Here is a 23,287-nt window from a genome sequence, read left to right on the forward strand (position 1 = left end):
CCCCTTGCGATACGTCAAAGGAATAAAACATGCTGGAAATCAAAAACCTGCACGTCAAACTTGAAGAAGAAGACAAGCAAATCCTCAAAGGTGTCGACCTGAAGGTTGAGGCTGGCAAGGTACATGCGATCATGGGGCCAAATGGCTCGGGCAAATCGACGCTCAGCTATGTGCTGTCCGGTCGGGATGGGTATGAAGTGACCGAAGGCTCGGCGACCCTTGGTGGTGAGAACCTGTTCGAGATGGAACCGGAAGAGCGCGCAGCAGCCGGTGTTTTCCTGGCGTTCCAATATCCGGTTGAAATCCCAGGCGTTGGCAACATGACCTTTCTGCGCACCGCTGTGAATTCACAGCGCAAGGCCCGCGGGGAAGAAGAGCTTTCGGCAGCCGATTTCCTGAAAGAGGTGCGCGCCAAGGCCAAATCGTTAAAGATCGATGCGGATATGCTGAAGCGCCCTGTGAATGTTGGCTTTTCTGGCGGTGAGAAAAAGCGCAACGAAATACTGCAAATGGCCATGCTCGAGCCCAAAATGTGCATTCTGGACGAGACAGATTCCGGTTTGGATGTAGACGCGATGAAACTGGTTGCCGAGGGCGTGAACGCGCTGCGCGACGAAGCGCGTGGTTTCCTTGTTATCACGCATTATCAGCGCCTTCTGGACCACATCAAACCTGATGTCGTGCATATCATGGCCGATGGGCGGATTGTAAAAACTGGCGGTCCCGAGTTGGCACTTGAGGTTGAAAACAACGGTTATGCCGACATTCTGGCCGAGGTGAACTGATGGCGTTGCCCCAAGCAAAACAGACTGCGACGGAGGAGCGGCTGGCCGTCCTGTCGTTGCCCGATGCCGGATGTACTCGCGCTGCGCGCGAGGACGCGATTGCCCGTGTGCGCCAAATGGGCTTGCCCAGCCGGCGCGACGAGTACTGGAAATACACCCAACCCGATACGCTCGTATCGGTTGATGCAGCGCATGCGGCGCTGTTCGAGTCGGACGAGCCGCAAATGTTCGATGAATTCGACCGCTTGAAGATTGTCTTCGTTGACGGAGTGTTCAATCCCGAAGAGTCCGATGATCTGACACTCGAAGGTGTTTCGATCGACCGGCTTGAAGATATTTGCTGCAAAGATATCCATTGGGCCAAAGACTTGTACGGCGTTCTTGAAGCAAATGGACAAGTCCCGGTTCAGCGCCCGCTGGCCGCATTGAACACCGCATTTGCATCAGACGGCGTGGCCATCCATGTGACCGGTAAGCCATCGAAACCGATCAGCCTGATCTATCGCCATGCGTCCGAGGATTCGGATGCGATCCTGCATCACGTAGTGCGGGTCGAAACTGACGCCGAGGTTACCATTCTCGAAAACGGGCCGGCGGCATCGCGTTTCAACAAATGTATGGAAATTGACATTGCCGATGGTGGCTCGCTGCACCATGTGCGGGCCCAGGGTCGTGACCACGAGCGTCGTGCGGCGACGCATATGTTTACACGGTTGGGTGCCAATTCGGTCTACAAATCCTTCACCCTGACCATGAACGGTGTTCTGACCCGGAACGAACAGGTGATCGAATTGACCGGCGATGATGCGGTGGCGCACGTGGCCGGTGCCTGCGTCGGAGATGGCGACTTTCACCATGACGACACGGTATTCGTCACCCATGACGCGGTTGGTTGCGAAAGCCGCCAGGTGTTCAAGAAGGTGCTGCGGAACGGCGCGACCGGCGTGTTTCAGGGCAAGATCCTTGTGAAAGAGGGCGCCCAGAAAACAGACGGGTATCAGATCAGCCAGTCTTTGCTACTGGATGATGATAGTCAGTTCCTCGCCAAGCCCGAGCTTGAGATCTATGCCGATGACGTTGTCTGTTCGCACGGTTCGACATCAGGTGCGCTTGATGAAACGGCTCTGTTCTACCTGCGGTCTCGGGGTGTGCCCGTCAAAGAGGCAACAAATTTGCTGACCTTGTCGTTCCTGGCCGAGGCTGTGGAAGAGATCGAGGATGAAAGCCTTGCGGAGGCTATGGTTGACCGCCTTGAAGGCTGGCTTTCTCGGCGAAGCTGATGCCGGTAACGTCGGATATAGTGGCCACATACCGTGGACCAGGCCGGGTTGTAAGCCGGCTTTTGGATTTGGGCGAACGTGAGGACCGCGCTTTGGTCTTTGTAATGGCGTTCTGCGTGGTGGCATTCATTGCGCAACTGCCACGTTTGTCCCGACAGGCGCATCTCGAAGATCTCGAGCTTAACATGCTGTTGGGCGGTGCCTTGCTTGGAACTGTCATTATCTTGCCGCTGTTCTTCTACCTTCTGGCCTTCGTGTCCCACGGTGCGGCGCGTCTGTTCGGCGGAAAGGGGACTGCCTATGGCGCAAGGTTAGCTCTGTTCTGGGCGTTGCTATCTTCGACGCCGTTGATTTTGCTGAACGGCCTTGTCGCTGGTTTTATTGGTCCGGGGACAACCATGACCACTGTCGGGTTGGTTTGGTTCGTCGTATTCCTGTGGTTCTGGTTTTCGGGCCTTAGGCAAGCGCAAAGGTATGCGGAATGAATCCGGCCGTGCTGAGTCAGATTGCTGTTCTGACCCTGACCAACCCTGCCGAAGCGGCAAGACGGTTGCTGGATCTGCGTCCCGGGCGTGAAGTTGTCTGGCTGGCATTCTTTCTGGCTGTCGTTCTGAACGGTGCCATCCAAATTGGTATCGAACAGATGGTCCCTGTCCCCCAGGGTGAACCGCTTCCCGTTTCTGATCCTGTTATTCTGAACCTTCTGCGTTCGTCAGGCGCGATGCTGCTCAGCGTGGTGGCTCTTCTTTTTGTTGGTCGTACTATCGGGGGCGTTGCGACATTCAAAGATATCCTGATCCTGACGATCTGGCTGCAATTCCTTCAGATCGCAGCGATGTCGGTGACGCTGATCGTTTCGATGGTTGTTCCATTTATGATGGTCATGTTTTTGCTGGCGACCGCACTTGTCAGCCTTTACGTCTCAATGCATTTCCTGAATGAAGCTCATAAGTTCAACTCGATGCTGAAATCTTTTGGGGTCATTCTGTTATCCGCACTGATTTCAATCTCATTTGTCCTCATGTTCACACCCAGCGGCCCGGTCTAGGGAAGAAAAATACGATGTTCGATCTGCAGAAAATTCGCGCTGACTTTCCGATCCTGTCCCGAGAGGTAAACGGCAAGCCGCTGACCTATCTGGACAATGGAGCATCAGCTCAGAAGCCACAGGTTGTCATTGACGCTGTGACGCGGGCTTATACCGAAGAATATGCAAATGTGCATCGCGGGCTGCACTATCTGTCCAATCTGGCGACCGAGAAATACGAATCCGTTCGTGGAACTATTGCCCGATTTCTGGGCGTAACGGATGAAGATGAAATTGTTCTGAACTCGGGCACGACTGAAGGCATCAATCTGGTCGCCTATGGCTGGGCGATGCCGCGTCTTCAGGCCGGGGACGAGATCGTCCTGAGTGTGATGGAGCATCATGCAAACATCGTACCCTGGCATTTCCTGCGCGAGCGTCAGGGAGTGGTGTTGAAATGGGTGGATGTGGATGCGGATGGTGGGCTTGATCCGCAAGCTGTCATTGATGCCATCGGTCCAAAAACCAAGCTGGTCGCGGTGACCCATTGTTCGAACGTGTTGGGCACGGTTGTGGATGTCAAAGCAATCACCGAAGGCGCCCATGCCAAAGGCGTCCCGGTGCTGGTGGATGGCAGTCAAGGCGCCGTGCATATGCCGGTCGATGTCCAGGATATCGGCTGCGATTTCTACGCCATCACCGGGCATAAGCTTTATGGCCCATCAGGATCGGGAGCGATTTACATCAAATCTGACCGAATGGCCGAAATGCGCCCGTTTATCGGTGGCGGTGACATGATCAAAGAGGTCAGCAAGGATCAGGTGATCTACAATGATCCACCGATGAAATTCGAGGCGGGAACTCCTGGTATCGTGCAAACCATCGGACTGGGCGTCGCTCTGGACTATCTGATGGATTTGGGGATGGACAACGTTGCTGCTCATGAGGCCGAGATCCGAGACTATGCGATGCAGAGGTTTGCAGGGCTGAACTGGATTCAGCTTCAGGGGACACGGCCGGACAAAGCGGCGATCTTTAGCTTCACTTTGGACGGTGCAGGCCACGCACATGACATTTCGACGATTTTGGATAAAAAGGGCGTCGCTGTTCGGGCCGGGCACCATTGTGCTGGACCATTGATGGATTTCCTCGGAGTCACCGCGACATGCCGCGCCAGTTTTGGTCTCTATAACTCGAAAGATGAGGTCGATACCCTGATCGAAGCGCTTGAACTTGCGCATGATCTGTTCGCGTGAAACCTGTTTGATCCGGGTCGATTTTCAGTTGCACCCGGACCGGAACAAGGTTAGCTAACGGCTCAGGCACCTGTAGCTCAGCTGGATAGAGCGCTGCCCTCCGAAGGCAGAGGCCAGAGGTTCGAATCCTCTCAGGTGCGCCATTTCTTGAATATTTGGGCTCGTATTGAAAATCACCTGCGACAGCCGGTTTGCGCAGGGTTTATGAGGCTGCCTGAGTAGAATAGGCACCTCCACAATGGCAGATAAATCTGCTCATTCAAACGGTTAGGTGACCGACAAAGTTCTCTTGACGACAGGCGGGGCGGATCAACCGCCCCAGCTTCTTACCACACCGCAATCCATATGCACGAAGTTCGAGCGGTGGTATTTGCCAACACCACCAGCACGGCAAGACATCGCCGCTTTGGCCATTTGCGAGACCGAACGAGATGACAGGCGGAGGTCGGCTGCCTGGCCTTTCATGTGCAACGAATTCTTGGCAACACGGCGCGACCGTGACCGCAGCATCGCGTTGGTCTGCGGCGAGCGATAGCCCGACAGCAGCATATAGGGTTCGTTGACATCCAACAGATTATGCGACGCCGCCATGATGTCGATCGTGCGGAGGTCCATATCCTTGGCCTGGTCGGTGCGCCAATCGCGCATGAAGTGGTTCACTTCTTTGACCGCGTCTTTGATGTATTTACCGTCAACCCAATAGATCATATCGATCCGCTCGCCAGTGCGTCCGGAATACATGCGAATACGGCGAATATCACCACCGCCACGAAGGAATCCTGCTGCATTGGAGTAGGTTGGAGTTGCTACAACTGCTGTAGCTGCGAATGCGCCCAATAAAGCACGCCGGGTCAAACCCGAGGAACTGCTCGTCGTCATTTTGTGTTTCGTCCCGTACTGTTCCTGCCTGCACACGATGTTACGCGCGCTGTATTAATTTATTCCCATCCCAGATGAGGGATTTATGACACAGTCGTGAAGGGCGGCCAAGAAGTCTTTCAAATTCATCTTTTCAAGGGGGAATTTTCGGCAGTTTTTTGCGCAGGTGGTGCAAAATGGCAAAGATCCAACGTCTTAGGCCGTCGCGGAAATCTGTCCGATGCAAACAAGCATCACGCTTGGGTATAAGCACGAAATTGATGCATTTGTGAATAGACAATGGGTTTCAAGCAAAACCATAATTGTTCGGCATTGCCTGAAACGGCGTATTATATTGAAAATTCAAGGGCTCCAAATGTTCTCTGTTCTTCGTGCAAGCACCGGTATTGCTTTGGCCGCATGTTTTCTAACGACTTCGGCGATGGCGAACACTGAGGCCAAGCCTGACACCGCATTCCAGATGGCGGTTGCCGAATTTGCACCTTCCGGGTCTGAGATTGCCGATTTCTACCGTGAAAGAGGATTCGTGCCTGTTTGGATTGGCGACACGGCTGCACATGCTGAACGTCGTCAACGGTTGATTGAGGGGCTTTCTGCGGTCGAATTACACGGGCTACCCGCGAACGCCTATGATGCGCAGGGCTTGGTTGACCGGCTTCAATCAGCAAAATCAGCGCGTGAGCTTGGGGCGATTGAGGTCGAGCTGACGCGCGTTTTTGCGGCCTATGCACAAGACATGAGGACAGGCCTTTTACGACCATCCGATATAGACGATGGATTGGTCAGGAAGGTCGAGCCGACCTCGACAGCAGGGCATCTGCGTGGACTGACGACCTCGGAGGATGCAGCCTATTTCGATCAGTTGGCGCCAAGCTCGACCCAGTATCGGGCTTTGATGAAGCAGAAACTTGCGCTGGAAGAATTGGTTCGCCAAGGCGGTTGGGGAACTACTGTTCCGCAGGCTAAGCTCGAACTGGGAGATACGGGACCCGCCGTTATAGCGATGCGTAACCGACTGGTTGAAATGGGTTTTATGAACCCAACAGCCAGCCCTGTTTTTGACGATGCCTTGCTGGCAGGCGTTCAGCGGTTTCAGATCGCACATGGTCTTGCCGCAGATGGCGTCGCGGGTCCGGGCACAATTACTGAGCTGAACCGCACTGCTTCGGATCGTCTGAAGGCCGTCTATGTCGCGCTGGAGCGTGAGCGCTGGTTGCCGCGCGAGCGCGGTGAACGCCACATTCTGGTCAATCAGGCTGATTTCTCAGCCAAGATTGTTGATGACGGCTTTATTACCTTTGAAACCCGCGCTGTGATCGGCAAGAACACCCATGATCGTCGCAGCCCTGAGTTTTCGGACAAGATGGAGCATATGGTCATTAACCCCAGCTGGTATGTCCCACGCTCGATCATTACCAAGGAATACCTGCCGCAGCTGCAGTCCAACCCAAATGCCGTTGGGCATATTCAGATTACCGATCGCAGTGGTCGCCAGGTCAATCGCGGGGCAGTAGATTTCACCCAGTTCACCGCAAGCAACTTTCCATTTGCGATGCGCCAACCGCCCAGCAAAAGCAATGCCCTGGGGCTGGTGAAGTTCATGTTCCCCAACAAGCACAACATTTATCTGCATGATACACCGCAGAAAAGTCTGTTCGCTCGGGAATCCCGTGCCTTCTCGCATGGTTGTATCAGATTGGCGCAGCCTTTCGAATTCGCTTACGCACTGTTGGCGAAGCAAGAAGAAAACCCAAAGGCATTTTTCCATCGGATTCTCGCGACAGGAAAAGAGACCACTGTGAAGCTTGAGCAGCATGTTCCTGTCCACTTGATTTACCGCACTGCCTTTATTGGCCCGAAAGGTGAGGTACAGTACCGTCGCGACGTCTATGGCCGTGATCAGAAAATCTGGAATGCTCTGCAGAAAGCAGGGGTGGTCCTGCCGGACGTTCAGGGGTAATCACCGGGGGCAGGTCCTAGTTCCGGGAAGCCCCACATGAAATATACAGTTCAACAAATCGCAGATGCCCTTGACGCTGAGTTCCAGGGCGATGCCAGCCTGGTCGTACATGCTGCTGCTGAACCGTCGGATGCAACTGCCACTGATCTGGCGATGGCGATGTCGCCAAAATATGCCGAGGATCTGGGATCGGGTTCGGCGCAGGTCGCCATCCTTTGGGAAGGTGCTGACTGGCAGGCGTTGGGGCTTAAGGCAGCAATATTCGTTCGACGACCGCGCATGGCGATGGCCGGGATCACCTCCATGCTGGATAAAGGGCAGGGCTTTGGGTCCGGGGTTCACCCTTCGGCAGTCATCGACCCAACTGCGGATGTGGCAGATGGGGTCTCAATCGGCCCTCTGGCAGTCATTGGTGCACGGGCCCGTGTCGGCAGAGGGGCGAATATCGGACCGCAATGCGTCATCGGCATGGATGCTGTGTTGGGCGAAGACGCGGTTCTGCGCGAAATGGTCAGCATTGGTGCCCGTGTGCAGATCGGGGATCGTTTTATCGCGCAACCAGGGGCAAGGATCGGTAGCGACGGGTTCAGTTTTGTTACGCCCGAAGTATCGGGGGTAGAGAACGCGCGCAAGACCTTGGGGGATGCAGGAGACGCCAGCGCGCAAAGCTGGCTGCGCATTCATTCGCTTGGTTCTGTGGAAATTGGCGACGATGTCGAGATCGGTGCGAATTGCACGATCGACAACGGGACCATTCGTAATACTCGCATCGGGAATGGCACAAAACTGGATAATCAGGTCCATATCGGCCACAACACGCGCGTTGGTAATGACTGTCTGCTGTGTGGTCAGTCTGGTATTTCCGGTTCGGTTGAGCTTGGCAATAACGTGGTTCTGGGTGGGCAGTCAGGCGTCTCGGACAATATTTTCGTTGGCGACGGTGTGATTGTCGGCGGTGGTACCAAAATCCTGTCAAACGTACCTGCCGGTCGTGTGTTGATGGGCTACCCGGCTGTGAAGATGGAAACCTTTACTGATGTCTATAAGGCGCAGCGCAGATTGCCGCGGATGCTTCGTGACGTGGAGGCGTTGAAAAAGGCTGTTTCCAAACAGCCTCCGAGCGATTAAATCACATTCAACGTGATAATCAGAGGATCGATATGAGCATCACCGACCGCGTCATTGCCATCATTGCCGAACAAGCCGTGTTGGAGCCTTCGGATGTGACGCCCGAAAGTACGCTCGAAGATCTGGGGATCGACAGCTTGGGGCTGGTCGAGAGTATCTTTGCCATAGAAGAAGAGTTCGACATTACCGTTCCGTTCAATGCCAATGAACCAACGGCCAGTGACTTTGACATCTCAAATGTCGCCGCGATCATTGCTGGGATCGAAAAGCTTGTGGCAGAAAAGGTCTGACCCAAGCAAATGAAACGGGTAGTAATAACCGGGGCAGGCACGATCAATTCGCTTGGTCATTCAGTTCCAGATACGCTTGAGGCGATGCGGGAAGGCCGTTGTGGCATTTCGGAACTTGAATTTCGAGACGTCGACAGGCTGGCGATCAAGATCGGTGGGCAGGTCCGGGGGTTCGAAGCCGAGGGTCGGTTCAACCGCCAACAGATGACTCTGTATGACAGGTTTACACAGTTTACCCTGACCGCGGCCAAAGAGGCCATAGATCAGTCCGGGATCGAATTCCACGGTGAGTTGGCCGCACGATCTGGCGTGGTTCTGGGAACAGCAGGTGGTGGCGTTTCGACCTGGGACGACAATTACCGTTCAGTCTATGAGGACGGGAAGAACAGGGTCCATCCATTTGTTGTACCTAAACTTATGAATAACGCGGCGGCAAGCCACGTATCGATGGAACATAACCTCAAAGGTCCCAGCTTTACCGTATCGACTGCTTGTGCCTCATCGAACCATGCGATGGCGCAAGCCTTTCAGATGGTGCGCAGCGGGGCGGCCCCTGCGATGATCACCGGCGGCTCAGAATCCATGTTGTGCTTTGGTGGCGTCAAGGCCTGGGAAGGGCTCCGGGTGATGTCCAAGGATGCCTGTCGTCCTTTTAGCGCCAACCGAAACGGTATGGTGCAAGGAGAGGGAGCGGGCATCTTCGTGTTCGAGGAATACGAGCACGCGAAGGCGCGTGGGGCAGAAATTTTGTGCGAAGTTGTTGGTTTCGCGATGACCTCGGATGCATCAGACATTGTGATGCCCAGCAAGCAGGGCGCTGCCCGTGCGATGTCAGGGGCGTTGTCTGATGCTGGCCTGAATGCCAATCAGGTGGGTTATATCAACGCCCATGGCACAGGTACTGCGGCCAATGACAAAACGGAATGTGCCGCTGTAGCTGGCGTTTTCGGCCCGCATGCGGACGAACTTTTGATCTCATCCACCAAGTCGATGCATGGTCACTTGATTGGCGGAACCGGCGCGGTAGAGCTTTTGGCCTGTATCATGGCCCTGCGAGATGGGGTGATTGCACCGACGATTGGCTACGAAGAACCTGATCCGGAATGTGCTTTGGACGTTGTGCCCAACGAGGCACGCGAAGCGAAAGTCGAGGTTGCGCTAAGCAACGCTTTCGCTTTCGGAGGTCTGAACGCAGTACTTGCCTTGAAGCGGGTTTGAGAAAGCCGCTGGGTTAAACGGCTTTCTCGAAATGTAGTCTTCAGTTGGCTGCGACATCAACAATGTCGTAACCTGCAGTAAACCCGGACAAAGATAGGTCAAGTTCGATCACCTGATCCGGCGCGGGCGCTGGAACGATGGTCAAAGTCGCCTTGCTGCCCTGCTTCATTGCGTCGATATCCCCCTGGGTCAGGCCGATTTGGGCAACACAGCCAACAGGGTTACAAAACGAATAGTTGTAGCGTTTGGCAGGCGCTCCGTCGATTGAGAGGGTCAGCTGCGCTTGCAACAGGGTTTCAAGCGGAACCAAGATATTTGCTCCGGCTACGGCCGAACCGCCTTCGGGTAGGCGGAACATGGAAAACTCAGCCATAGGCACATCTTGCGGGCCATTTATGACCTGCAGCAGCGAACACAGATCTTTGCCCGCGTTCATCTTCAAACAGTTCAGGCTCCAGTCGCCGAATTTTTCTTTGTCATAGCGCTGTCCGACCTTGACGGTTTCATCGACCGGCTGCCCCAGGTCGAGACCATTGTCCACCTGCTCGGTCGTAGGGGATTCGGTGGCAGGTTCTGTCGTGTCGGTGGTCTCTTGCGCCAGGGCGGCGCCGTTAAAAAGAAAAGCTGCCGCAACAAGCTTTATCGGTGTCCTGAACATGATTGCCTCGTGATTGTTGATGTGGCTTTTCGCCGGGTCTAGCACCACTGGCGCGCAGTGTCAGGCATTATGCAGCGTAAAAAGACAGAAGTGATCGGAATCTCGCCTGAGGCCCCGTGGGCAACACGTGTGGCCAAGATAAAAGGGAGCCGGTGGAGCGGCTCCCTTTCATGAATTTTTCTCCCCGTCGGACCGGCCGACTTAATTATGAGCAGACGTTACGAGAGGGCGGCGCGGTGGTCAACTGCTAACCTGAAAATTTAATTATGAAGCTATGGTGGAAAAAGGGCCGCGCGTGAACGCGCGGCCAGTCGACAGGGAGGAAGTTTGTTGACCGCGCAATTCTCATACACGAACAACCAGAAAACTATCGCAGCCAAAGGTTAACTTTGTATGCTGGGCGGAGATCGGTAGGAAACAGGGCCTTAAGCATATGAGTGAGAACATATTTCTTGGCGGTGGTGGCGCAGATTACAGCCAACCGCAGACGTTGTCGTTGAAATACGCCAACCGCCACGGCCTGATTGCCGGTGCGACCGGTACTGGCAAGACCGTGACGCTTCAGATCCTGGCCGAGGGGTTTTCCAAGGCCGGGGTGCCGGTGTTTCTGTCTGACGTCAAAGGTGATCTGTCTGGTTTGGCGTTGGCGGGCAGTGAAAGTCACAAGCTACATGGGGCATTTCAGAAGCGTGCCGAAACCATCGGATTCACGGATTACGAATATGCCGCTTGCCCGGTCACTTTCTGGGATCTGTTCGGTCAGCAAGGCCATCCGGTTCGAACCACAGTATCCGAGATGGGACCTTTGTTGTTGTCCAGGCTGATGGACCTGAGCGAAGCACAAGAAGGCATTGTAAACATTGCATTTCGGGTTGCCGATGAAGAAGGTATGCCCCTGTTGGATATGAAAGATCTGCAAGCCCTGTTGGTCTGGATTGGAGAGAACAGAGCAAATCTTTCGCTGCGCTATGGGAATGTCTCAACCGCCTCGATCGGTGCCATCCAGCGACGGTTATTGGTTCTTGAAAATCAAGGGGGCACCAATCTGTTTGGCGAACCTGCCCTGGAACTGGCCGATCTTATGCGCACCGATGCCAACGGGAATGGCATGGTGAACATCCTGGCCTCTGACAAGCTGATGGGATCACCTCGTCTGTATGCGACGTTCCTGTTATGGCTGCTGAGCGAACTGTTTGAAGAGTTGCCCGAAGTCGGCGATCCGGACAAACCCAAGCTGGTATTTTTCTTTGACGAAGCGCATCTGTTGTTCGAAGACGCGCCCAAAGTGCTTGTGGACAAGGTCGAGCAGGTCGCCCGCCTTATCCGATCAAAGGGCGTAGGGGTCTATTTCATCTCGCAAAACCCGGCAGACATCCCAGAAGACATTCTGGGTCAGTTGGGTAACCGGGTACAGCATGCTTTGCGAGCTTTCACCGCCCGAGACAGGAAAAACCTTCGCCTTGCGGCTGAAACCTACCGCGAGAATCCAACCTTTGATACTGAGGCCGCCATCCGTGAGGTTGGCGTGGGCGAGGCGGTTACATCCATGCTGCAAAAGAAAGGGGTTCCGGGCATCGTCGAACGCACTTTGATCCGTCCCCCTGGGTCACAGTTGGGGCCGATTACCGCTGCCGAACGGCAAACGGTAATGAATGCGTCTCCGATGAAAGGCAAATACGAAACCCGCATAGATCGCAGATCAGCCTTTGAGATGCTCCAGGCGCGGACTGATGCCGCAGCACAGGCCGCAGCCGAGGCAGAAGAACAGCTTGAGTCTCAATCGATTGCAGAACGCGAATTTGCCACGGCTCGCCGATACTCAGGTAGCAAAGTAACGCGGTCTTCTTCGCGGATCGTGCGAAAGAAAGACACCTTTGCCACCGCCATGAGCGATGCCGTCATTAAAGAGCTTAAGGGAACAACCGGGCGCAGGATCGTCCGAGGCATTCTGGGCGGGTTATTTCGTAATCGTTGAATGGCGGGCCGGGCTAATTGCCCGGCCTCACAACGGTCACTTCAGGCGGCGTTGGCCTTCTTGTCTGCAATATGCATCAGCCTCGGGGACGGACATTTTTGTTGCCGGAAAGTCGATTGCCCGGTCCCAGTCCACGCGGTTCTGCCGGTAGAGCTGGCATGTTACCACGCCCTTGGGGGTCTGGACTTTGACCGGAGTGGTTTCCAGATCTTTTGGTGACGGAATACATGCGGTCAAAGAGGCAAGAACCGGCAGCAGAATGAGTGTCTTTGTAAGAGTGGTTTTCATCGGTGTTTTCTATTCCCTGCGGGCAAATGGTAGTAGTCTGCACAAAGGCAAATATTTGGTGAACACGACTGTGAAACTTGTCAGGCCGATGAGTTGCTCTAGTAAGTTCCTCACTCAAAAGCAAGAAACCGCACCAATTTCTTGACGCGGTTCCATATATTGGAGGTTCTGTGGCCCTATTTCTCGGGGATCAACCCTCTTGGGCTGAATCTAAGAACAATCAGCAGAATCAACCCCATCGTGAACAGTCGCATATGGGCCGCGCTGTCGATCAGATGCGTCTTGAGCGCACTGCCATCGGGCATTCCGGACGTGATCAGGTTCATAAGCCACAACCCAATCGGTTCGACCTGGACCCACAGGAACCAGATGAGGAACGCGCCCAGCACCGCACCAAAGTTGTTGCCCGATCCGCCCACGATCACCATGACCCAGACCAGAAATGTAAAGCGCAGAGGGTTGTAGGTACCCGGCGTCAACTGCCCGTCCAGCGTTGTCATCATTGCGCCCGCGATACCGCAGATGGCAGAGCCCAGAACGAAGATTTGCAAATGGCGGCGGGTGACATCTTTACCCATCGCCTCGGCTGCAACCTCGTTGTCACGGATGGCGCGCATCATGCGGCCCCAGGGGCTGCGCAGCGCCATCTGGGACATCCACAGCAGGATCAGAAGAACAACCATGAACAGCAGGGAATAGCCCAGCTTGACCGACAGGGTCGAGGCGATGACAGGGTCCAGCCCAAACCAATCGGCACGGGCAATGAAGGATGGATCCTGCTGCAGCTCAACCTCATAGCCGACCACGGGCGAGGGGCGTGGGATGCCGTAGACATTCTTGACACCTCGGGCCAGCCAGTCCTCGTTTTTCATGATTGCGATGATGATTTCGGCAATCCCAAGCGTCGCAATCGCCAGATAGTCCGAGCGCAGGCCAAGGGCTGTTTTGCCGATCAGCCAAGCGGCACCGGCGGCCAGCACGCCGCCCGCGGGCCAGGCCAGCAGAACCGGCAGATTCAACCCGCCAAGGTTGCCCGCAACGGCTGGGTCAATGGCTTCGACACCAGCAACGCTGGGGTCAAACACCGCACGGTAAATGAAAAACCCGGCGATCAGAATGGCGACGATGGCAATCGTCTGTACACGGCCCCTAGGCATTTTTGTTGCCACCAGAACCGCCGCAACGACGGTTGCAGCCCCCAACAGCAACGCAAGGACGATCCCGTATCCTCCGGATGACCACGCGCCGGGTGTCGGCGGGGTTGAGACCAGCACAACTGCCAGCCCGCCCAGCGCAACAAAGCCCATAACACCAACGTTAAACAGGCCCGCAAAGCCCCATTGCAAGTTCACCCCAAGCGCCATGATGGCCGAGATCAGCCCCATGTTCAGGATCAGGATCGCCGAATTCCAGCTTTGCGTGAATCCGGTCAACAGGATCAGGCCGCCAACAACCACGAAAAGCAGCGTATTTTTGACAGTCTCGGTCATACTGCTTTCCCCTTAAACAGACCTGTGGGCTTAAACAGAAGCACGATAAGCAAGATAACAAAGCTGACCGCGAATTTGTAATCGGTGGACAGGAATTGGACCAATCCCGAAGGCTCTAGATGTTCCGGTGCCATATAGGTCAGCACCTTTTTCCACGCATAGGTGATCGTCACCTCGGAAAACGCGATGATGAACCCGCCCGCGATAGCGCCCAACGGGTTGCCGAGGCCGCCGACGATGGCCGAAGCGAAGATCGGCAGCAGAAGCTGGAAATAGACAAAGGGCTTAAAGCTCTTGTCCAACCCGTAAAGCACACCCGCAGTTGTCGCCAGCGCCGCGACAAGGATCCAGGTGATCATCACCACACGTTCAGGGTTGATGCCGGACAGCAGCGCCAGATCCTCGTTATCCGAATAAGCGCGCATCGACTTGCCGGTGCGGGTTTTGTTCAAAAACCAGAACAAAAGTGCCACGGCGACAACGGCCACAACCACGGTGATGCCCTGAGAGGTCTTGATCGCCAGCCCCTCACGCAGCCCGGTCATTGCCTTGAATTCCCGCGCCGAAACGATGAACCGCTCACCGTCCGAGAACCTTTGATCATCCGGCCCGATTATGAACCGCACCAGCCCGTTCATTATGAACATCACGCCCATCGAGACGATCACCAGAATGACCGGCTTGGCCTTTTGTTCCCGGTAGAACCTGTACACCAGCCGATCCGTGATCAGAACCAGAACGATACAGCCGAGAATGGCAAAGGGCAGGGCCAGCAGAGCGGTCGGTAACGGCCCGAAACTGACACCGGCGGCCTGCAGACCCCATGTGACCAGCACCGCGATCATCGCACCAAAGGCCATCGTGTCGCCATGGGCAAAATTCGAGAACCGCAGGATGCCATAGATCAGCGTCACCCCCAACGCGCCCAGCGCCAACTGGCTGCCATAGGCGATTGCGGGAACAAGGACGAAGTTGGAGAGCGCCACAAGGGCGTTGAGGAAGTCCATTAGTTTTGTTTCCCTGCTTCGCAGAAACCTTTAACTGACCTGGTCAGTAGTTTGTCGCGTCCAACCAATGTTTCACTTAAGATTGCAGTTCCAAGTTCATAGTTGGGTTTGTCCGCATTAAAAACGCCTTGAAACACGTCGAGCCTTGGGCTGCCAATGTCTGGGCCATAGGCGAATACCGAAAGTATTGGATCATGCGTGACCCGAATATGCGACCAGTCACTAGTTGGGTATTCTAAGCCATTTTCGTGCCAGATTAATTGGTGCTCTGTTTCAGAAAGCATCACATTTCGTTGATTCTCAAACCTACAAAGAAGCACATTTTCTGATTCAGTTTGTTTTGATTGAAGTATCGCGCTCTCAGCAGAAGCGACGGTTACAAAAAGACAGACGAAAAAGGGGGCGAGACAGCTAAATCTATTCATCCTCACCCCCCCAAGAAACTCTTACGAACCTCTGGATCGGCCAGCAGTTCCTTGCCCGTGCCGGTATAGGCATTCCGCCCTTGAACCAGCACATATCCCTTGTCCGCGATCTCCAAAGCCTGACGGGCGTTCTGTTCCACCATCAGGATCGGCAGTCCGGTGCGGGAAACCTCGATAATCCGGTCGAACAGCTCATCCATCACGATGGGTGAAACACCGGCGGTGGGTTCGTCCAACATCAGCACTTTGGGCTGGGTCATCAGCGCGCGGCCCACGGCAACCTGTTGGCGCTGACCGCCCGACAGCTCTCCGGCGGCTTGGTTGCGTTTGTCACGGAGAATGGGAAAGAGGTCATAGACCTGTTCCATCGTGTCTGAAAAGTCGTCACGACGGATGAACGCGCCCATCTCAAGGTTTTCTTCGACCGTCATCGAAGTGAAGATGTTCGAGGTCTGCGGAACAAAGCCCATCCCCTTGATCACCCGATCCTGGGGCGACAGGTTGGTGATGTCTTCTCCGTCCAGTCGCACAGATCCCGCGCGGACATCCAGCATCCCAAACACGGCCTTCATTGCAGTGGATTTACCGGCGCCGTTGGGGCCAACGATTACAGCGATTTCACCGGCATCGACGGAAATCGTGCAATCATGCAGGATATCCGGGCCCTTGCCGTAGCCTCCGGTCATGGTGTCGCCGATCAGGAATGGGCCACCTTCGACGCGGTGCGTCTTTCCGCTTTTGCGATGTGCGGGCGTCATTGTGCCCATGCCGTGTGTATTGGTGATCGAGGCATCCTTGTTGCCGTGGTCATCCTGATAAGGATTATCGCTCATGCCCCGGCCTCCAGCTTGTCTTTGTTCTTCAGGCCGGTGCCCAGATAGGCTTCGATCACATGCTCATTGGCTTTGATCTCGTCCAGAGTGCCCTGGGCCAGAACCTTGCCCTCGGCCATACAAATGACCGGGTCGCAGATTTTGCCGATGAAATCCATGTCGTGCTCGATAACCACGAAAGTATAGCCGCGTTCCTTGTTCAGGCGCAGGATTGTGTCGGCGATGGTCATCAGCAGAGTGCGGTTCACACCCGCGCCGACCTCGTCCAGAAACACGATCTTGGCGTCGACCATCATGGTACGGCCAAGTTCCAGCAGCTTTTTCTGCCCGCCCGAGACCTGACCGGCCTTGTGATCGGCCAGATGTTCGATGGTCAGAAACTCCAACACCTCATCAGCCTTAGCCTTTAACGCGCGCTCTTCATTAGCGATGCGTTTGCGGCCGAACCAGGTGTTCCAAAGCGATTCCCCGGATTGCGCTCCGGGCACCATCATCAGGTTCTCTCGACAGCTCATCGAGGAGAACTCATGCGCGATCTGAAAAGTGCGCAGCAGACCTTTGTGAAACAGATCGTGTGGTGGCAAGCCGGTTATGTCCTCGCCATCCATGAACACGCGCCCAGAGGTGGGCGGGAGCACACCCGCGATCACGTTGAACAGAGTTGTCTTTCCGGCCCCGTTCGGCCCAATCAGGCCGGTGATCGAACCCTTCTGGATTTCCAGCGATGCCCCATCCACCGCATGAAACCCGCCGAAATGCTTATGCAGGTCCTCGACGACGATCATCTTTTCCCCTAGCCGCCGTTTTCGGCGTTCTTGTTTTCACACCCTCATTGAAGAGGTGCGGTCTTTTTTCACTGAAGCAGCCCGGACACAAGGTCCGGGCTGCTTATTTTCAGGTCTTCTTAGGTCAAAATCAACGGAAGTTGACGGTCTTGTTTTCGCCGTCGGTGACTTCGATCTCGCGATACGAACCTGCGCTTTCGCCGGGGCCGATCAGCTCAACGCCCGACGCGCCGACATAGTCGATGTCCTGACCTGCGGCCAACAGTTCCAGACCTTTGGCCAGCTCACCCGGATAGATCTTCTCTCCTGGAGCGTTGGCAACATCTAGGATCTTGCTGCCGTAGTCGGCCGGGTTGGTCGAACCAGCGGCCTGCATCGCCAGCATGAACAGCGCTGCGGCGTCATAGCTTTCAGGCGAATAGGGCGACGATCCGTCAAAACCGGCGGCTTCGGCCATGGCAAAGTACTTTTCAGCACCTTCACCACCTGAACCGGCGATCTGACCGAACGAGCCGTTCAGGTCGGGACCGACATTTGCGGGCAGCGAGTCACCGATCATGCCGCCCGGCAAGCCGAACGTGTCGAATGCACCGCTGTCCAGCGCTGACTGAATGATGCCCAGTCCGCCCTGATCGAGATACCCGGCTACAACCAGAATGTCGCCACCGGCCGAGGCCAGCGCGCCAACTTCGGCCGAGTAGTCCGCTTTGCCATCTTCATGCGCTGCCACGATTGTGACTTCGCCGCCCGATGCCTCGAACGAGGACTGGATCGCGTCTGCCAGACCCTTGCCATAGTCGTTGTTGGTGTAGGTCAGTGCGATTGAAGTGATACCGCGATCATTCAGGATATCTGCCATCACTTGACCTTCACGCGCATCCGAAGGGGCGGTGCGGAAGAACAGGCCGTTATCCTCCATGGTCGACAGGCCGGGCGAGGTCGCCGAGGGCGAGATCATGACCATCCCGTTCGGGATCGCGACATTCTGCAGGATCGCTCCGGTCACGCCAGAGCAGTCACCGCCAATGATGCCGGCAACGCCGTCGGCAATCATGCGTTCACCGTTCGAGGTGGACAGGCCGTTGTCGATACAGCCGGTATCAGCGCGCGATGCGGTGACGGTCGAGCCATCCAGCAGTTTGCCGGATTCGGTGACTTCGGCCATCGCCATCTCGGCGCCTGAACCCATAGCGGGTGCCAGCGATTCAATCGGTCCGGTAAAGCCGAACAGAACACCCAATGTGACGTCTTCGGCCATAGCTGCGCCCGAAAGAAGGGCGGTTGCTGCAGTTGCTGTAAGCAGCTTTTTCATATGGTTACTCCCAGTTGTGAACGTATTCGTTCTGGGCACGACCCTAGGCAAGCTGTTCGAAAAAGAAAAGTCCTAACGCAAACGTGTTTTTGTGGCGCACAGTTCTAGTTGTTCAGATGTGCCCGGCGCGGTGTTTTCGGTAAGGAGAACGAGATGTTTAGACTAGCTTTGATCTTCATATTTTCTGTTGTTTCAGGGTTGGCAGGGGCAGAATCGCTAACTACCAACTCCGGATCGGCGCGTGTGACGGCGATGGTGAAGGGGCTCGATACGCCCTGGGCAGTCGGCATCCTGCCTGACATGTCCTTTCTGGTAACTGAGCGCGACGGTGATCTTCTGTTCGTGTCGGAGGGAAACATAGTTCGCGTCAAAGGCACTCCCAATGTGGTTGCAAAGGGGCAGGGCGGTTTGCTGGACGTAACCGTTGCCAGGGATTTTTCGCAAAGCCGTGAGGTTTTCCTGACCTATTCCAAGCCTCAACCAAAGGGGGCAGGCACTGCACTTGCGATTGCGCGCCTGTCCGAAGACGGATCAGAGCTGACCGATCTGCGCACGATTTTCGAAGCGGAAAATGGTGGGGATTCTGGGCGTCATTTTGGCTCTCGTATTGTCGAGGCAAAGGACGGGACATTACTTGTCACTATCGGCGATCGTGGTGATCGCCCGACCGCACAGGATCAATCGAGTCACAACGGCTCGGTGATCCGTGTGAATCGGGACGGCTCGGTGCCGGCTGATAATCCATTTGTCGGACAACAGGGAATTCAGCCTGAGATATGGTCTTATGGCCACCGGAATCCCCAAGGCGCAGGGCTGGATGCACGGGGGCATCTATGGGTATCGGAACATGGAGCCAAGGGCGGAGATGAAGTGAACCTAATCCGGCCGGGGCGGAACTATGGCTGGCCGGTGATTTCCTATGGCAAGCACTATTCCGGCCAGGCAATCGGCGAGGGGACGGCGAAACCGGGGATGGAGCAACCTGAATTCTACTGGGACCCTTCCATCGCCCCATCCGGCCTTTTGATTTATTCAGGCAAGCTTTGGCCCGAATGGAACGGTGATCTATTCGTCGGGTCGCTCAAATTCGACTATATCGCTCGGCTTGAAGGCATCCCTTTGACTGAGGTCGAGCAGATCAAGGGCCCTCAGACGGAACGCGTCCGCGACATTGTCGAGGCACCGGATGGATCAATCTGGTTTATTTCCGTCGGGCAGGGCGCTGTCTTTCGCATGACCCACAGCGATTAAACAGACAAGCGCCCGCTTTGCGCACCGCGCTCACGATAGGGCGTGGTGTTGTAATGCGCCCGGTAGCATTTCGAGAAATGGCTAGGCGAGGCAAACCCGCATGCCAGCGCCACGTTGATCACGCTCATGTCGGTCTGCATCAGCAGGTTCCGGGCCTTATGCAGGCGCAGCTCCATATAATAGCGTTTAGGCGATCGGCTGAGGTAACGGCGAAACAGACGCTCTAGCTGCCGCGTGGACATGCCGACCTCTTTGGCCAGAAGCGAAGGCGAGATCGGCTCTTCGATGTTCTTCTCCATCATCAGGATGACCTGGCTCAGCTTGGGATGGCGCACCCCAATCCGTGTCGGGGTCGACAGACGCTGGGTGTCCTGATCAGTACGGATCGAGGAATAGATCAACTGATCGGCCACCGCGTTCGCAAGATCTTCGCCAAAATCCTCGGCGATGATTTTCAGCATCAGGTCGATAGAGGAAGTACCACCGGCTGTTGTCATCCGGTTTCCGTCAATCTGGAATACGGATTTGGTCAGTTCGACCTCATCAAATTCTTCGGTGAAACTGTCTGAGTTTTCCCAGTGAATTGTCGCACGCTTGCCATCCAGTAAACCGGCCTTGGCCAAGGTATAAGCCGCCGTACACAGCCCACCAATGCGCAATCCCCGGCGTGCTTCGCGGCGGACCCAGTTCAGAATTTTCTTGGTGGTAGCGGCTTGAACATCGACACCGCCGCAGATCAGCACGACGTCATCACGCTGCAGCTCGGCTAGATCTGCGTCCAGTTTGAACTCGGTTCCTGCGGAACATCTGATTGTCTCGCCGCCTTCTCCAGACAGACTCCAACTGTAAAGCTCTTTGTCGGCCATTCGGTTTGCGATGCGCAGGCTATCCAGCGCAGAGGCAAAACACAGCAGCGAGAATTTGTCCAACAGGACAAACACGAAATGACGAGGGCTGGCCGCAGTGGTTTCCACCGTGACAACTTGGCGTTGCTCTTGCATGGCGAGGTGTCCTTGATTCGGCGCCGTTTGACCCTACGTCCGGCGACAGATTTGACCGCCACCATGATCAAAGCTTGTTTGCGACGTCAAGAGGTCCAAATCGTATATGGCCTCTCACCAAACGTTTTTGTATAGAGGCGACTTGAATACTTCAGCGGAGATCAAAGCTATGACCGAATGGCAAAAAACGAACTGGCGCAACAAGCCCCGGGTTCAGATGCCAGACTATACCGACGCAGCCGCGCTGGCAAAAGTCGAGGCTCAGCTTTCGCAGTATCCGCCGCTGGTGTTTGCAGGTGAGGCACGTCGGCTCAAGCAACATCTTGGTGCTGCGGGGCGGGGTGAGGCTTTCCTGCTGCAGGGCGGCGACTGTGCTGAAAGCTTTGAACAATTCAGCGCGGATGCGATCCGCGACACCTTTAAGGTGATGCTGCAGATGGCCATGGTTCTGACCTATGGCGCAAAGGTGCCGGTGGTCAAAGTGGGCCGTATGGCTGGACAGTTCGCCAAACCGCGCAGCGCACCGACAGAGGTGGTGGATGGCATTGAGCTGCCCAGCTATCGCGGCGATATTATCAACGAGCTGGATTTCACGCCCGAGGCGCGGATTCCGAATCCGTCCAAGATGTTGCAAGCCTATACGCAGGCAGCGGCAACATTGAACTTGTTGCGCGCCTTTTCGACCGGTGGTTTCGCCGATATGAGCCATGTGCATTCGTGGACACTCGGCTTTGCCGATGGCCAGGATGTTCAGAAATACTCTGAAATTGCTGACCGAATTCAGGATTCGATTGATTTCATGGGGGCTGCGGGCATCACCGCGGACACAACGCATGAATTCTCGTCGGTTGAATTCTATACCAGCCACGAAGGTCTGCTGCTTGAATACGAAGAGGCGCTAACCCGTCTTGATTCTACATCGGGCAACTGGTTGGCCGGGTCCGGCCACATGATCTGGATTGGCGACCGCACCCGTCAGCCTGATGGCGCGCATGTTGAATTCTGTTCCGGCGTTCTGAACCCGATCGGTCTGAAATGCGGTCCGACGACATCTGCCGAAGACCTCAAAGTTCTGATGGCCAAACTGAACCCGGAAAACGAAGAAGGGCGTCTGACCCTGATCGCGCGGTTTGGTGCAGGCAAGGCGGGAGAGCATCTGCCGCGTCTGGTCAAAGCCGTCAAGGAAGAGGGCGCCAAGGTGACCTGGGTCTGTGACCCTATGCACGGCAATACGATCAAATCGGCCACCGGCTATAAGACCCGGCCCTTTGATTCCGTGCTGCGCGAAGTTCGCGACTTCTTTGGTGTGCATCAGGCCGAGGGCACGATCCCCGGCGGTGTGCATTTTGAGATGACCGGGCTAGACGTGACCGAATGCACTGGAGGTGTACGCGCTGTAACAGAAGAAGATCTGTCAGACCGTTACCACACTGCCTGCGATCCACGTTTGAACGCGTCGCAGTCGTTGGAACTGGCCTTCCTTGTTGCGGAAGAACTGACAGATCTGCGCCGGAACCGCGGCAAACGCGCAGCCTCCTAACCACTTGGTCAGACGGTTTTAAAAAGGCGGGTCTAATAGGCCCGCCTTCTTTACATTTAATACGCGTTACTCGTTACTTATCCCGTGATACGACCAATCGAAGGTGAAATCCGGGACGTTTGAACTCTTGTTGTTCTTCGGCAAATCCTTCGACAACAGGCTGAACCGGTTGTTGAGGCGCCTGTATTTCTGACACAGCACGCAGTTTATGATGGCTTACATCAAAGCGCCGGGGGGTTGCCCCAATCGCCCTGTCACTGACCATGACGCCAAGAACACGGCTGACATCGCCCAAATCGCTTTTCAGCGGCAAAAGGATCATTCGCGCCTGAAGATCCGTGCGCCCAAACCCACCGGTCGAGGCCAATTCAAGTTCAGCAATGGCAGGACCGGCAAAAACCTGTTCAAGGATTTCCGTAACCTGAGTTCGCGCGCTGGGTTTGAAAAAAGCGGTCAGCGGCATTCCCCGGACCTCCATACCCGCCAGTGTGTTCAAGTGACTGCCGGCCAGACGAAACCGGGCCAGACCGGGTGCAATGCGTTCAAGGATGAAGGTGTTAGGCAGGATATTCTCAAGCCCGCGCGGGTCGATCTGAGATCGCATAGGAACACCATCGCCGGGCAGCAAGGCTGTCCAGTACGCTTCGGCCTGTTGTATGGGCGATAGACTGCGCCCACTGTCAAAACGATCCATTGCGACGATCTTTCCAAATTTAGTCCCGGAACCGTTACCGAAAAAGATCTTCATTTTCATCACCCTAACTGCAATCGACCGTCTTTTCATAAAATGCAAGATACCGGGAGCTTTTGTGCCTTGTCGGTACTTGCCTAGACGAGATTGGCACGGGTTGAGTCAATTTTGGAGTAATTCTTTAATGAATGGTTAACCTCTGTCCTAC

At 55.3% G+C, this 23,287-nt stretch carries 23 protein-coding genes and 1 tRNA gene; 13 read left to right on the forward strand and 11 right to left on the reverse strand.

The features are described from left to right. Positions 1–29 precede the first annotated feature (29 nt). The 6 genes from sufC to AC2FGB_RS02640 all read left to right on the forward strand — a co-directional run bounded on the left by sufC (position 30) and on the right by AC2FGB_RS02640 (position 4,491). Complete coding sequence (gene sufC / locus AC2FGB_RS02615) at positions 30–785, forward strand: Fe-S cluster assembly ATPase SufC (RefSeq protein WP_142633737.1); 756 nt, start codon at positions 30–32, stop codon at positions 783–785. Continuing rightward, positions 785–2,065 (forward strand): Fe-S cluster assembly protein SufD, encoded by a 1,281-nt coding sequence (sufD, locus tag AC2FGB_RS02620; RefSeq protein ID WP_496693152.1) that lies wholly within the window; start codon positions 785–787, stop codon positions 2,063–2,065. The genes sufC and sufD overlap by 1 nt, the downstream gene beginning before the upstream one ends. Beyond that, positions 2,065–2,550, forward strand: a complete 486-nt coding sequence (locus AC2FGB_RS02625) for a YIP1 family protein (protein ID WP_282027397.1) — start codon at positions 2,065–2,067, stop codon at positions 2,548–2,550. The genes sufD and AC2FGB_RS02625 overlap by 1 nt, the downstream gene beginning before the upstream one ends. Further along, a complete protein-coding gene (locus AC2FGB_RS02630; RefSeq protein WP_142633743.1) occupies positions 2,547–3,113 on the forward strand; it encodes a YIP1 family protein in 567 nt (188 codons plus the stop codon). Before AC2FGB_RS02625 ends, AC2FGB_RS02630 begins: the two co-directional genes overlap by 4 nt. A 14-nt stretch (positions 3,114–3,127) precedes the next feature. After that, positions 3,128–4,348, forward strand: coding sequence for a cysteine desulfurase (locus tag AC2FGB_RS02635; RefSeq protein WP_281972083.1), 1,221 nt, complete (start codon positions 3,128–3,130; stop codon positions 4,346–4,348). A 66-nt stretch (positions 4,349–4,414) separates the two neighbouring features. Further along, positions 4,415–4,491, forward strand: a tRNA-Arg gene (locus AC2FGB_RS02640). Between the two features lie 166 nt (positions 4,492–4,657). Here AC2FGB_RS02640 and mepK read toward each other — a convergent pair. Beyond that, positions 4,658–5,227, reverse strand: a complete 570-nt coding sequence (gene mepK, locus AC2FGB_RS02645; RefSeq protein ID WP_142633747.1) for a peptidoglycan L,D-endopeptidase MepK — start codon at positions 5,225–5,227, stop codon at positions 4,658–4,660. Between the two features lie 421 nt (positions 5,228–5,648). Here mepK and AC2FGB_RS02650 point away from each other — a divergent pair, with 421 nt between their 5' ends. From AC2FGB_RS02650 to AC2FGB_RS02665, 4 genes are read left to right on the forward strand one after another with little or no spacing between them, the layout of a single operon-like run. Next, the gene (locus AC2FGB_RS02650) at positions 5,649–7,187 is read left to right on the forward strand and encodes a L,D-transpeptidase family protein (RefSeq protein ID WP_496693154.1); all 1,539 of its coding nucleotides are present in this window, start codon (positions 5,649–5,651) and stop codon (positions 7,185–7,187) included. Positions 7,188–7,223: 36 nt separating this feature from the next. Beyond that, complete coding sequence (gene lpxD / locus AC2FGB_RS02655; protein ID WP_281994600.1) at positions 7,224–8,315, forward strand: UDP-3-O-(3-hydroxymyristoyl)glucosamine N-acyltransferase; 1,092 nt, start codon at positions 7,224–7,226, stop codon at positions 8,313–8,315. A gap of 32 nt (positions 8,316–8,347) precedes the next feature. Further along, on the forward strand, positions 8,348–8,605 hold the full coding sequence (locus AC2FGB_RS02660; RefSeq protein ID WP_142633752.1) for an acyl carrier protein: 258 nt from the start codon (positions 8,348–8,350) through the stop codon (positions 8,603–8,605). A 9-nt stretch (positions 8,606–8,614) separates the two neighbouring features. Then, the gene (locus tag AC2FGB_RS02665) at positions 8,615–9,823 is read left to right on the forward strand and encodes a beta-ketoacyl-[acyl-carrier-protein] synthase family protein (RefSeq protein ID WP_496693155.1); all 1,209 of its coding nucleotides are present in this window, start codon (positions 8,615–8,617) and stop codon (positions 9,821–9,823) included. 40 nt (positions 9,824–9,863) lie between these two features. Here AC2FGB_RS02665 and AC2FGB_RS02670 read toward each other — a convergent pair whose 3' ends face one another. After that, complete coding sequence (locus tag AC2FGB_RS02670; protein WP_496693156.1) at positions 9,864–10,481, reverse strand: invasion associated locus B family protein; 618 nt, start codon at positions 10,479–10,481, stop codon at positions 9,864–9,866. 433 nt (positions 10,482–10,914) lie between these two features. Between AC2FGB_RS02670 and AC2FGB_RS02675 the strand changes: the two genes are divergently transcribed. After that, positions 10,915–12,456: a helicase HerA-like domain-containing protein gene (locus tag AC2FGB_RS02675; RefSeq protein WP_496693157.1), complete on the forward strand. Its 1,542-nt coding sequence runs from the start codon at positions 10,915–10,917 to the stop codon at positions 12,454–12,456. Between the two features lie 36 nt (positions 12,457–12,492). Here the strand turns inward: AC2FGB_RS02675 and AC2FGB_RS02680 are convergent, their stop codons facing one another. The 7 genes from AC2FGB_RS02680 to AC2FGB_RS02710 form a co-directional block, all read right to left on the reverse strand. After that, positions 12,493–12,744, reverse strand: a complete 252-nt coding sequence (locus AC2FGB_RS02680) for a hypothetical protein (protein WP_142633761.1) — start codon at positions 12,742–12,744, stop codon at positions 12,493–12,495. Between the two features lie 176 nt (positions 12,745–12,920). Then, positions 12,921–14,234 carry a branched-chain amino acid ABC transporter permease gene (locus AC2FGB_RS02685; protein WP_496693158.1) on the reverse strand — a complete coding sequence of 438 codons (1,314 nt, stop codon included), beginning with the start codon at positions 14,232–14,234 and terminating at the stop codon, positions 12,921–12,923. Continuing rightward, a complete protein-coding gene (locus tag AC2FGB_RS02690) occupies positions 14,231–15,241 on the reverse strand; it encodes a branched-chain amino acid ABC transporter permease (RefSeq protein ID WP_496693159.1) in 1,011 nt (336 codons plus the stop codon). Before AC2FGB_RS02690 ends, AC2FGB_RS02685 begins: the two co-directional genes overlap by 4 nt. Further along, the gene (locus tag AC2FGB_RS02695) at positions 15,241–15,666 is read right to left on the reverse strand and encodes a hypothetical protein (RefSeq protein WP_496693160.1); all 426 of its coding nucleotides are present in this window, start codon (positions 15,664–15,666) and stop codon (positions 15,241–15,243) included. The genes AC2FGB_RS02690 and AC2FGB_RS02695 overlap by 1 nt, the downstream gene beginning before the upstream one ends. 2 nt (positions 15,667–15,668) lie before the next feature. Beyond that, positions 15,669–16,499, reverse strand: a complete 831-nt coding sequence (locus AC2FGB_RS02700) for an ABC transporter ATP-binding protein (protein ID WP_142633769.1) — start codon at positions 16,497–16,499, stop codon at positions 15,669–15,671. Further along, a complete protein-coding gene (locus tag AC2FGB_RS02705) occupies positions 16,496–17,284 on the reverse strand; it encodes an ABC transporter ATP-binding protein (protein WP_496693161.1) in 789 nt (262 codons plus the stop codon). Before AC2FGB_RS02705 ends, AC2FGB_RS02700 begins: the two co-directional genes overlap by 4 nt. A gap of 130 nt (positions 17,285–17,414) precedes the next feature. Next, a complete protein-coding gene (locus AC2FGB_RS02710) occupies positions 17,415–18,596 on the reverse strand; it encodes an ABC transporter substrate-binding protein (protein ID WP_142633772.1) in 1,182 nt (393 codons plus the stop codon). A gap of 153 nt (positions 18,597–18,749) precedes the next feature. Between AC2FGB_RS02710 and AC2FGB_RS02715 the strand changes: the two genes are divergently transcribed. After that, a complete protein-coding gene (locus AC2FGB_RS02715; protein ID WP_496693162.1) occupies positions 18,750–19,847 on the forward strand; it encodes a PQQ-dependent sugar dehydrogenase in 1,098 nt (365 codons plus the stop codon). On the opposite strand, the gene AC2FGB_RS02720 is transcribed toward AC2FGB_RS02715, so the two are convergent. After that, on the reverse strand, positions 19,844–20,848 hold the full coding sequence (locus AC2FGB_RS02720) for a GlxA family transcriptional regulator (RefSeq protein ID WP_142633776.1): 1,005 nt from the start codon (positions 20,846–20,848) through the stop codon (positions 19,844–19,846). The two genes, AC2FGB_RS02715 and AC2FGB_RS02720, sit on opposite strands and share 4 nt — an antisense overlap. A 169-nt stretch (positions 20,849–21,017) precedes the next feature. Between AC2FGB_RS02720 and AC2FGB_RS02725 the strand changes: the two genes are divergently transcribed. Beyond that, a complete protein-coding gene (locus AC2FGB_RS02725; protein ID WP_142633778.1) occupies positions 21,018–22,388 on the forward strand; it encodes a class II 3-deoxy-7-phosphoheptulonate synthase in 1,371 nt (456 codons plus the stop codon). 73 nt (positions 22,389–22,461) lie between these two features. Here the strand turns inward: AC2FGB_RS02725 and AC2FGB_RS02730 are convergent, their stop codons facing one another. Continuing rightward, the gene (locus AC2FGB_RS02730) at positions 22,462–23,136 is read right to left on the reverse strand and encodes a PAS domain-containing protein (protein ID WP_496693163.1); all 675 of its coding nucleotides are present in this window, start codon (positions 23,134–23,136) and stop codon (positions 22,462–22,464) included. Positions 23,137–23,287: the final 151 nt, after the last annotated feature.

The organism is Ruegeria sp. CDSC021 (assembly GCF_059610845.1).

What these genes read in the sequence shown, in the direction of transcription:
- sufD (WP_496693152.1), top strand. Translation starts at nt 785, where the DNA reads ATGGCGTTGCCCCAAGCAAAACAGACTGCGACGGAGGAGCGGCTGGCC.
- AC2FGB_RS02695 (WP_496693160.1), bottom strand. Translation starts at nt 15,666, where the DNA reads ATGAATAGATTTAGCTGTCTCGCCCCCTTTTTCGTCTGTCTTTTTGTA.
- AC2FGB_RS02690 (WP_496693159.1), bottom strand. Translation starts at nt 15,241, where the DNA reads ATGGACTTCCTCAACGCCCTTGTGGCGCTCTCCAACTTCGTCCTTGTT.
- AC2FGB_RS02715 (WP_496693162.1), top strand. Translation starts at nt 18,750, where the DNA reads ATGTTTAGACTAGCTTTGATCTTCATATTTTCTGTTGTTTCAGGGTTG.
- AC2FGB_RS02730 (WP_496693163.1), bottom strand. Translation starts at nt 23,136, where the DNA reads ATGAAGATCTTTTTCGGTAACGGTTCCGGGACTAAATTTGGAAAGATC.
- AC2FGB_RS02705 (WP_496693161.1), bottom strand. Translation starts at nt 17,284, where the DNA reads ATGATCGTCGTCGAGGACCTGCATAAGCATTTCGGCGGGTTTCATGCG.
- AC2FGB_RS02720 (WP_142633776.1), bottom strand. Translation starts at nt 20,848, where the DNA reads ATGCAAGAGCAACGCCAAGTTGTCACGGTGGAAACCACTGCGGCCAGC.
- AC2FGB_RS02665 (WP_496693155.1), top strand. Translation starts at nt 8,615, where the DNA reads ATGAAACGGGTAGTAATAACCGGGGCAGGCACGATCAATTCGCTTGGT.
- AC2FGB_RS02710 (WP_142633772.1), bottom strand. Translation starts at nt 18,596, where the DNA reads ATGAAAAAGCTGCTTACAGCAACTGCAGCAACCGCCCTTCTTTCGGGC.
- AC2FGB_RS02700 (WP_142633769.1), bottom strand. Translation starts at nt 16,499, where the DNA reads ATGAGCGATAATCCTTATCAGGATGACCACGGCAACAAGGATGCCTCG.
- AC2FGB_RS02625 (WP_282027397.1), top strand. Translation starts at nt 2,065, where the DNA reads ATGCCGGTAACGTCGGATATAGTGGCCACATACCGTGGACCAGGCCGG.
- sufC (WP_142633737.1), top strand. Translation starts at nt 30, where the DNA reads ATGCTGGAAATCAAAAACCTGCACGTCAAACTTGAAGAAGAAGACAAG.
- AC2FGB_RS02675 (WP_496693157.1), top strand. Translation starts at nt 10,915, where the DNA reads ATGAGTGAGAACATATTTCTTGGCGGTGGTGGCGCAGATTACAGCCAA.
- AC2FGB_RS02680 (WP_142633761.1), bottom strand. Translation starts at nt 12,744, where the DNA reads ATGAAAACCACTCTTACAAAGACACTCATTCTGCTGCCGGTTCTTGCC.
- AC2FGB_RS02725 (WP_142633778.1), top strand. Translation starts at nt 21,018, where the DNA reads ATGACCGAATGGCAAAAAACGAACTGGCGCAACAAGCCCCGGGTTCAG.
- AC2FGB_RS02650 (WP_496693154.1), top strand. Translation starts at nt 5,649, where the DNA reads ATGGCGAACACTGAGGCCAAGCCTGACACCGCATTCCAGATGGCGGTT.
- lpxD (WP_281994600.1), top strand. Translation starts at nt 7,224, where the DNA reads ATGAAATATACAGTTCAACAAATCGCAGATGCCCTTGACGCTGAGTTC.
- mepK (WP_142633747.1), bottom strand. Translation starts at nt 5,227, where the DNA reads ATGACGACGAGCAGTTCCTCGGGTTTGACCCGGCGTGCTTTATTGGGC.
- AC2FGB_RS02670 (WP_496693156.1), bottom strand. Translation starts at nt 10,481, where the DNA reads ATGTTCAGGACACCGATAAAGCTTGTTGCGGCAGCTTTTCTTTTTAAC.
- AC2FGB_RS02685 (WP_496693158.1), bottom strand. Translation starts at nt 14,234, where the DNA reads ATGACCGAGACTGTCAAAAATACGCTGCTTTTCGTGGTTGTTGGCGGC.
- AC2FGB_RS02630 (WP_142633743.1), top strand. Translation starts at nt 2,547, where the DNA reads ATGAATCCGGCCGTGCTGAGTCAGATTGCTGTTCTGACCCTGACCAAC.
- AC2FGB_RS02635 (WP_281972083.1), top strand. Translation starts at nt 3,128, where the DNA reads ATGTTCGATCTGCAGAAAATTCGCGCTGACTTTCCGATCCTGTCCCGA.
- AC2FGB_RS02660 (WP_142633752.1), top strand. Translation starts at nt 8,348, where the DNA reads ATGAGCATCACCGACCGCGTCATTGCCATCATTGCCGAACAAGCCGTG.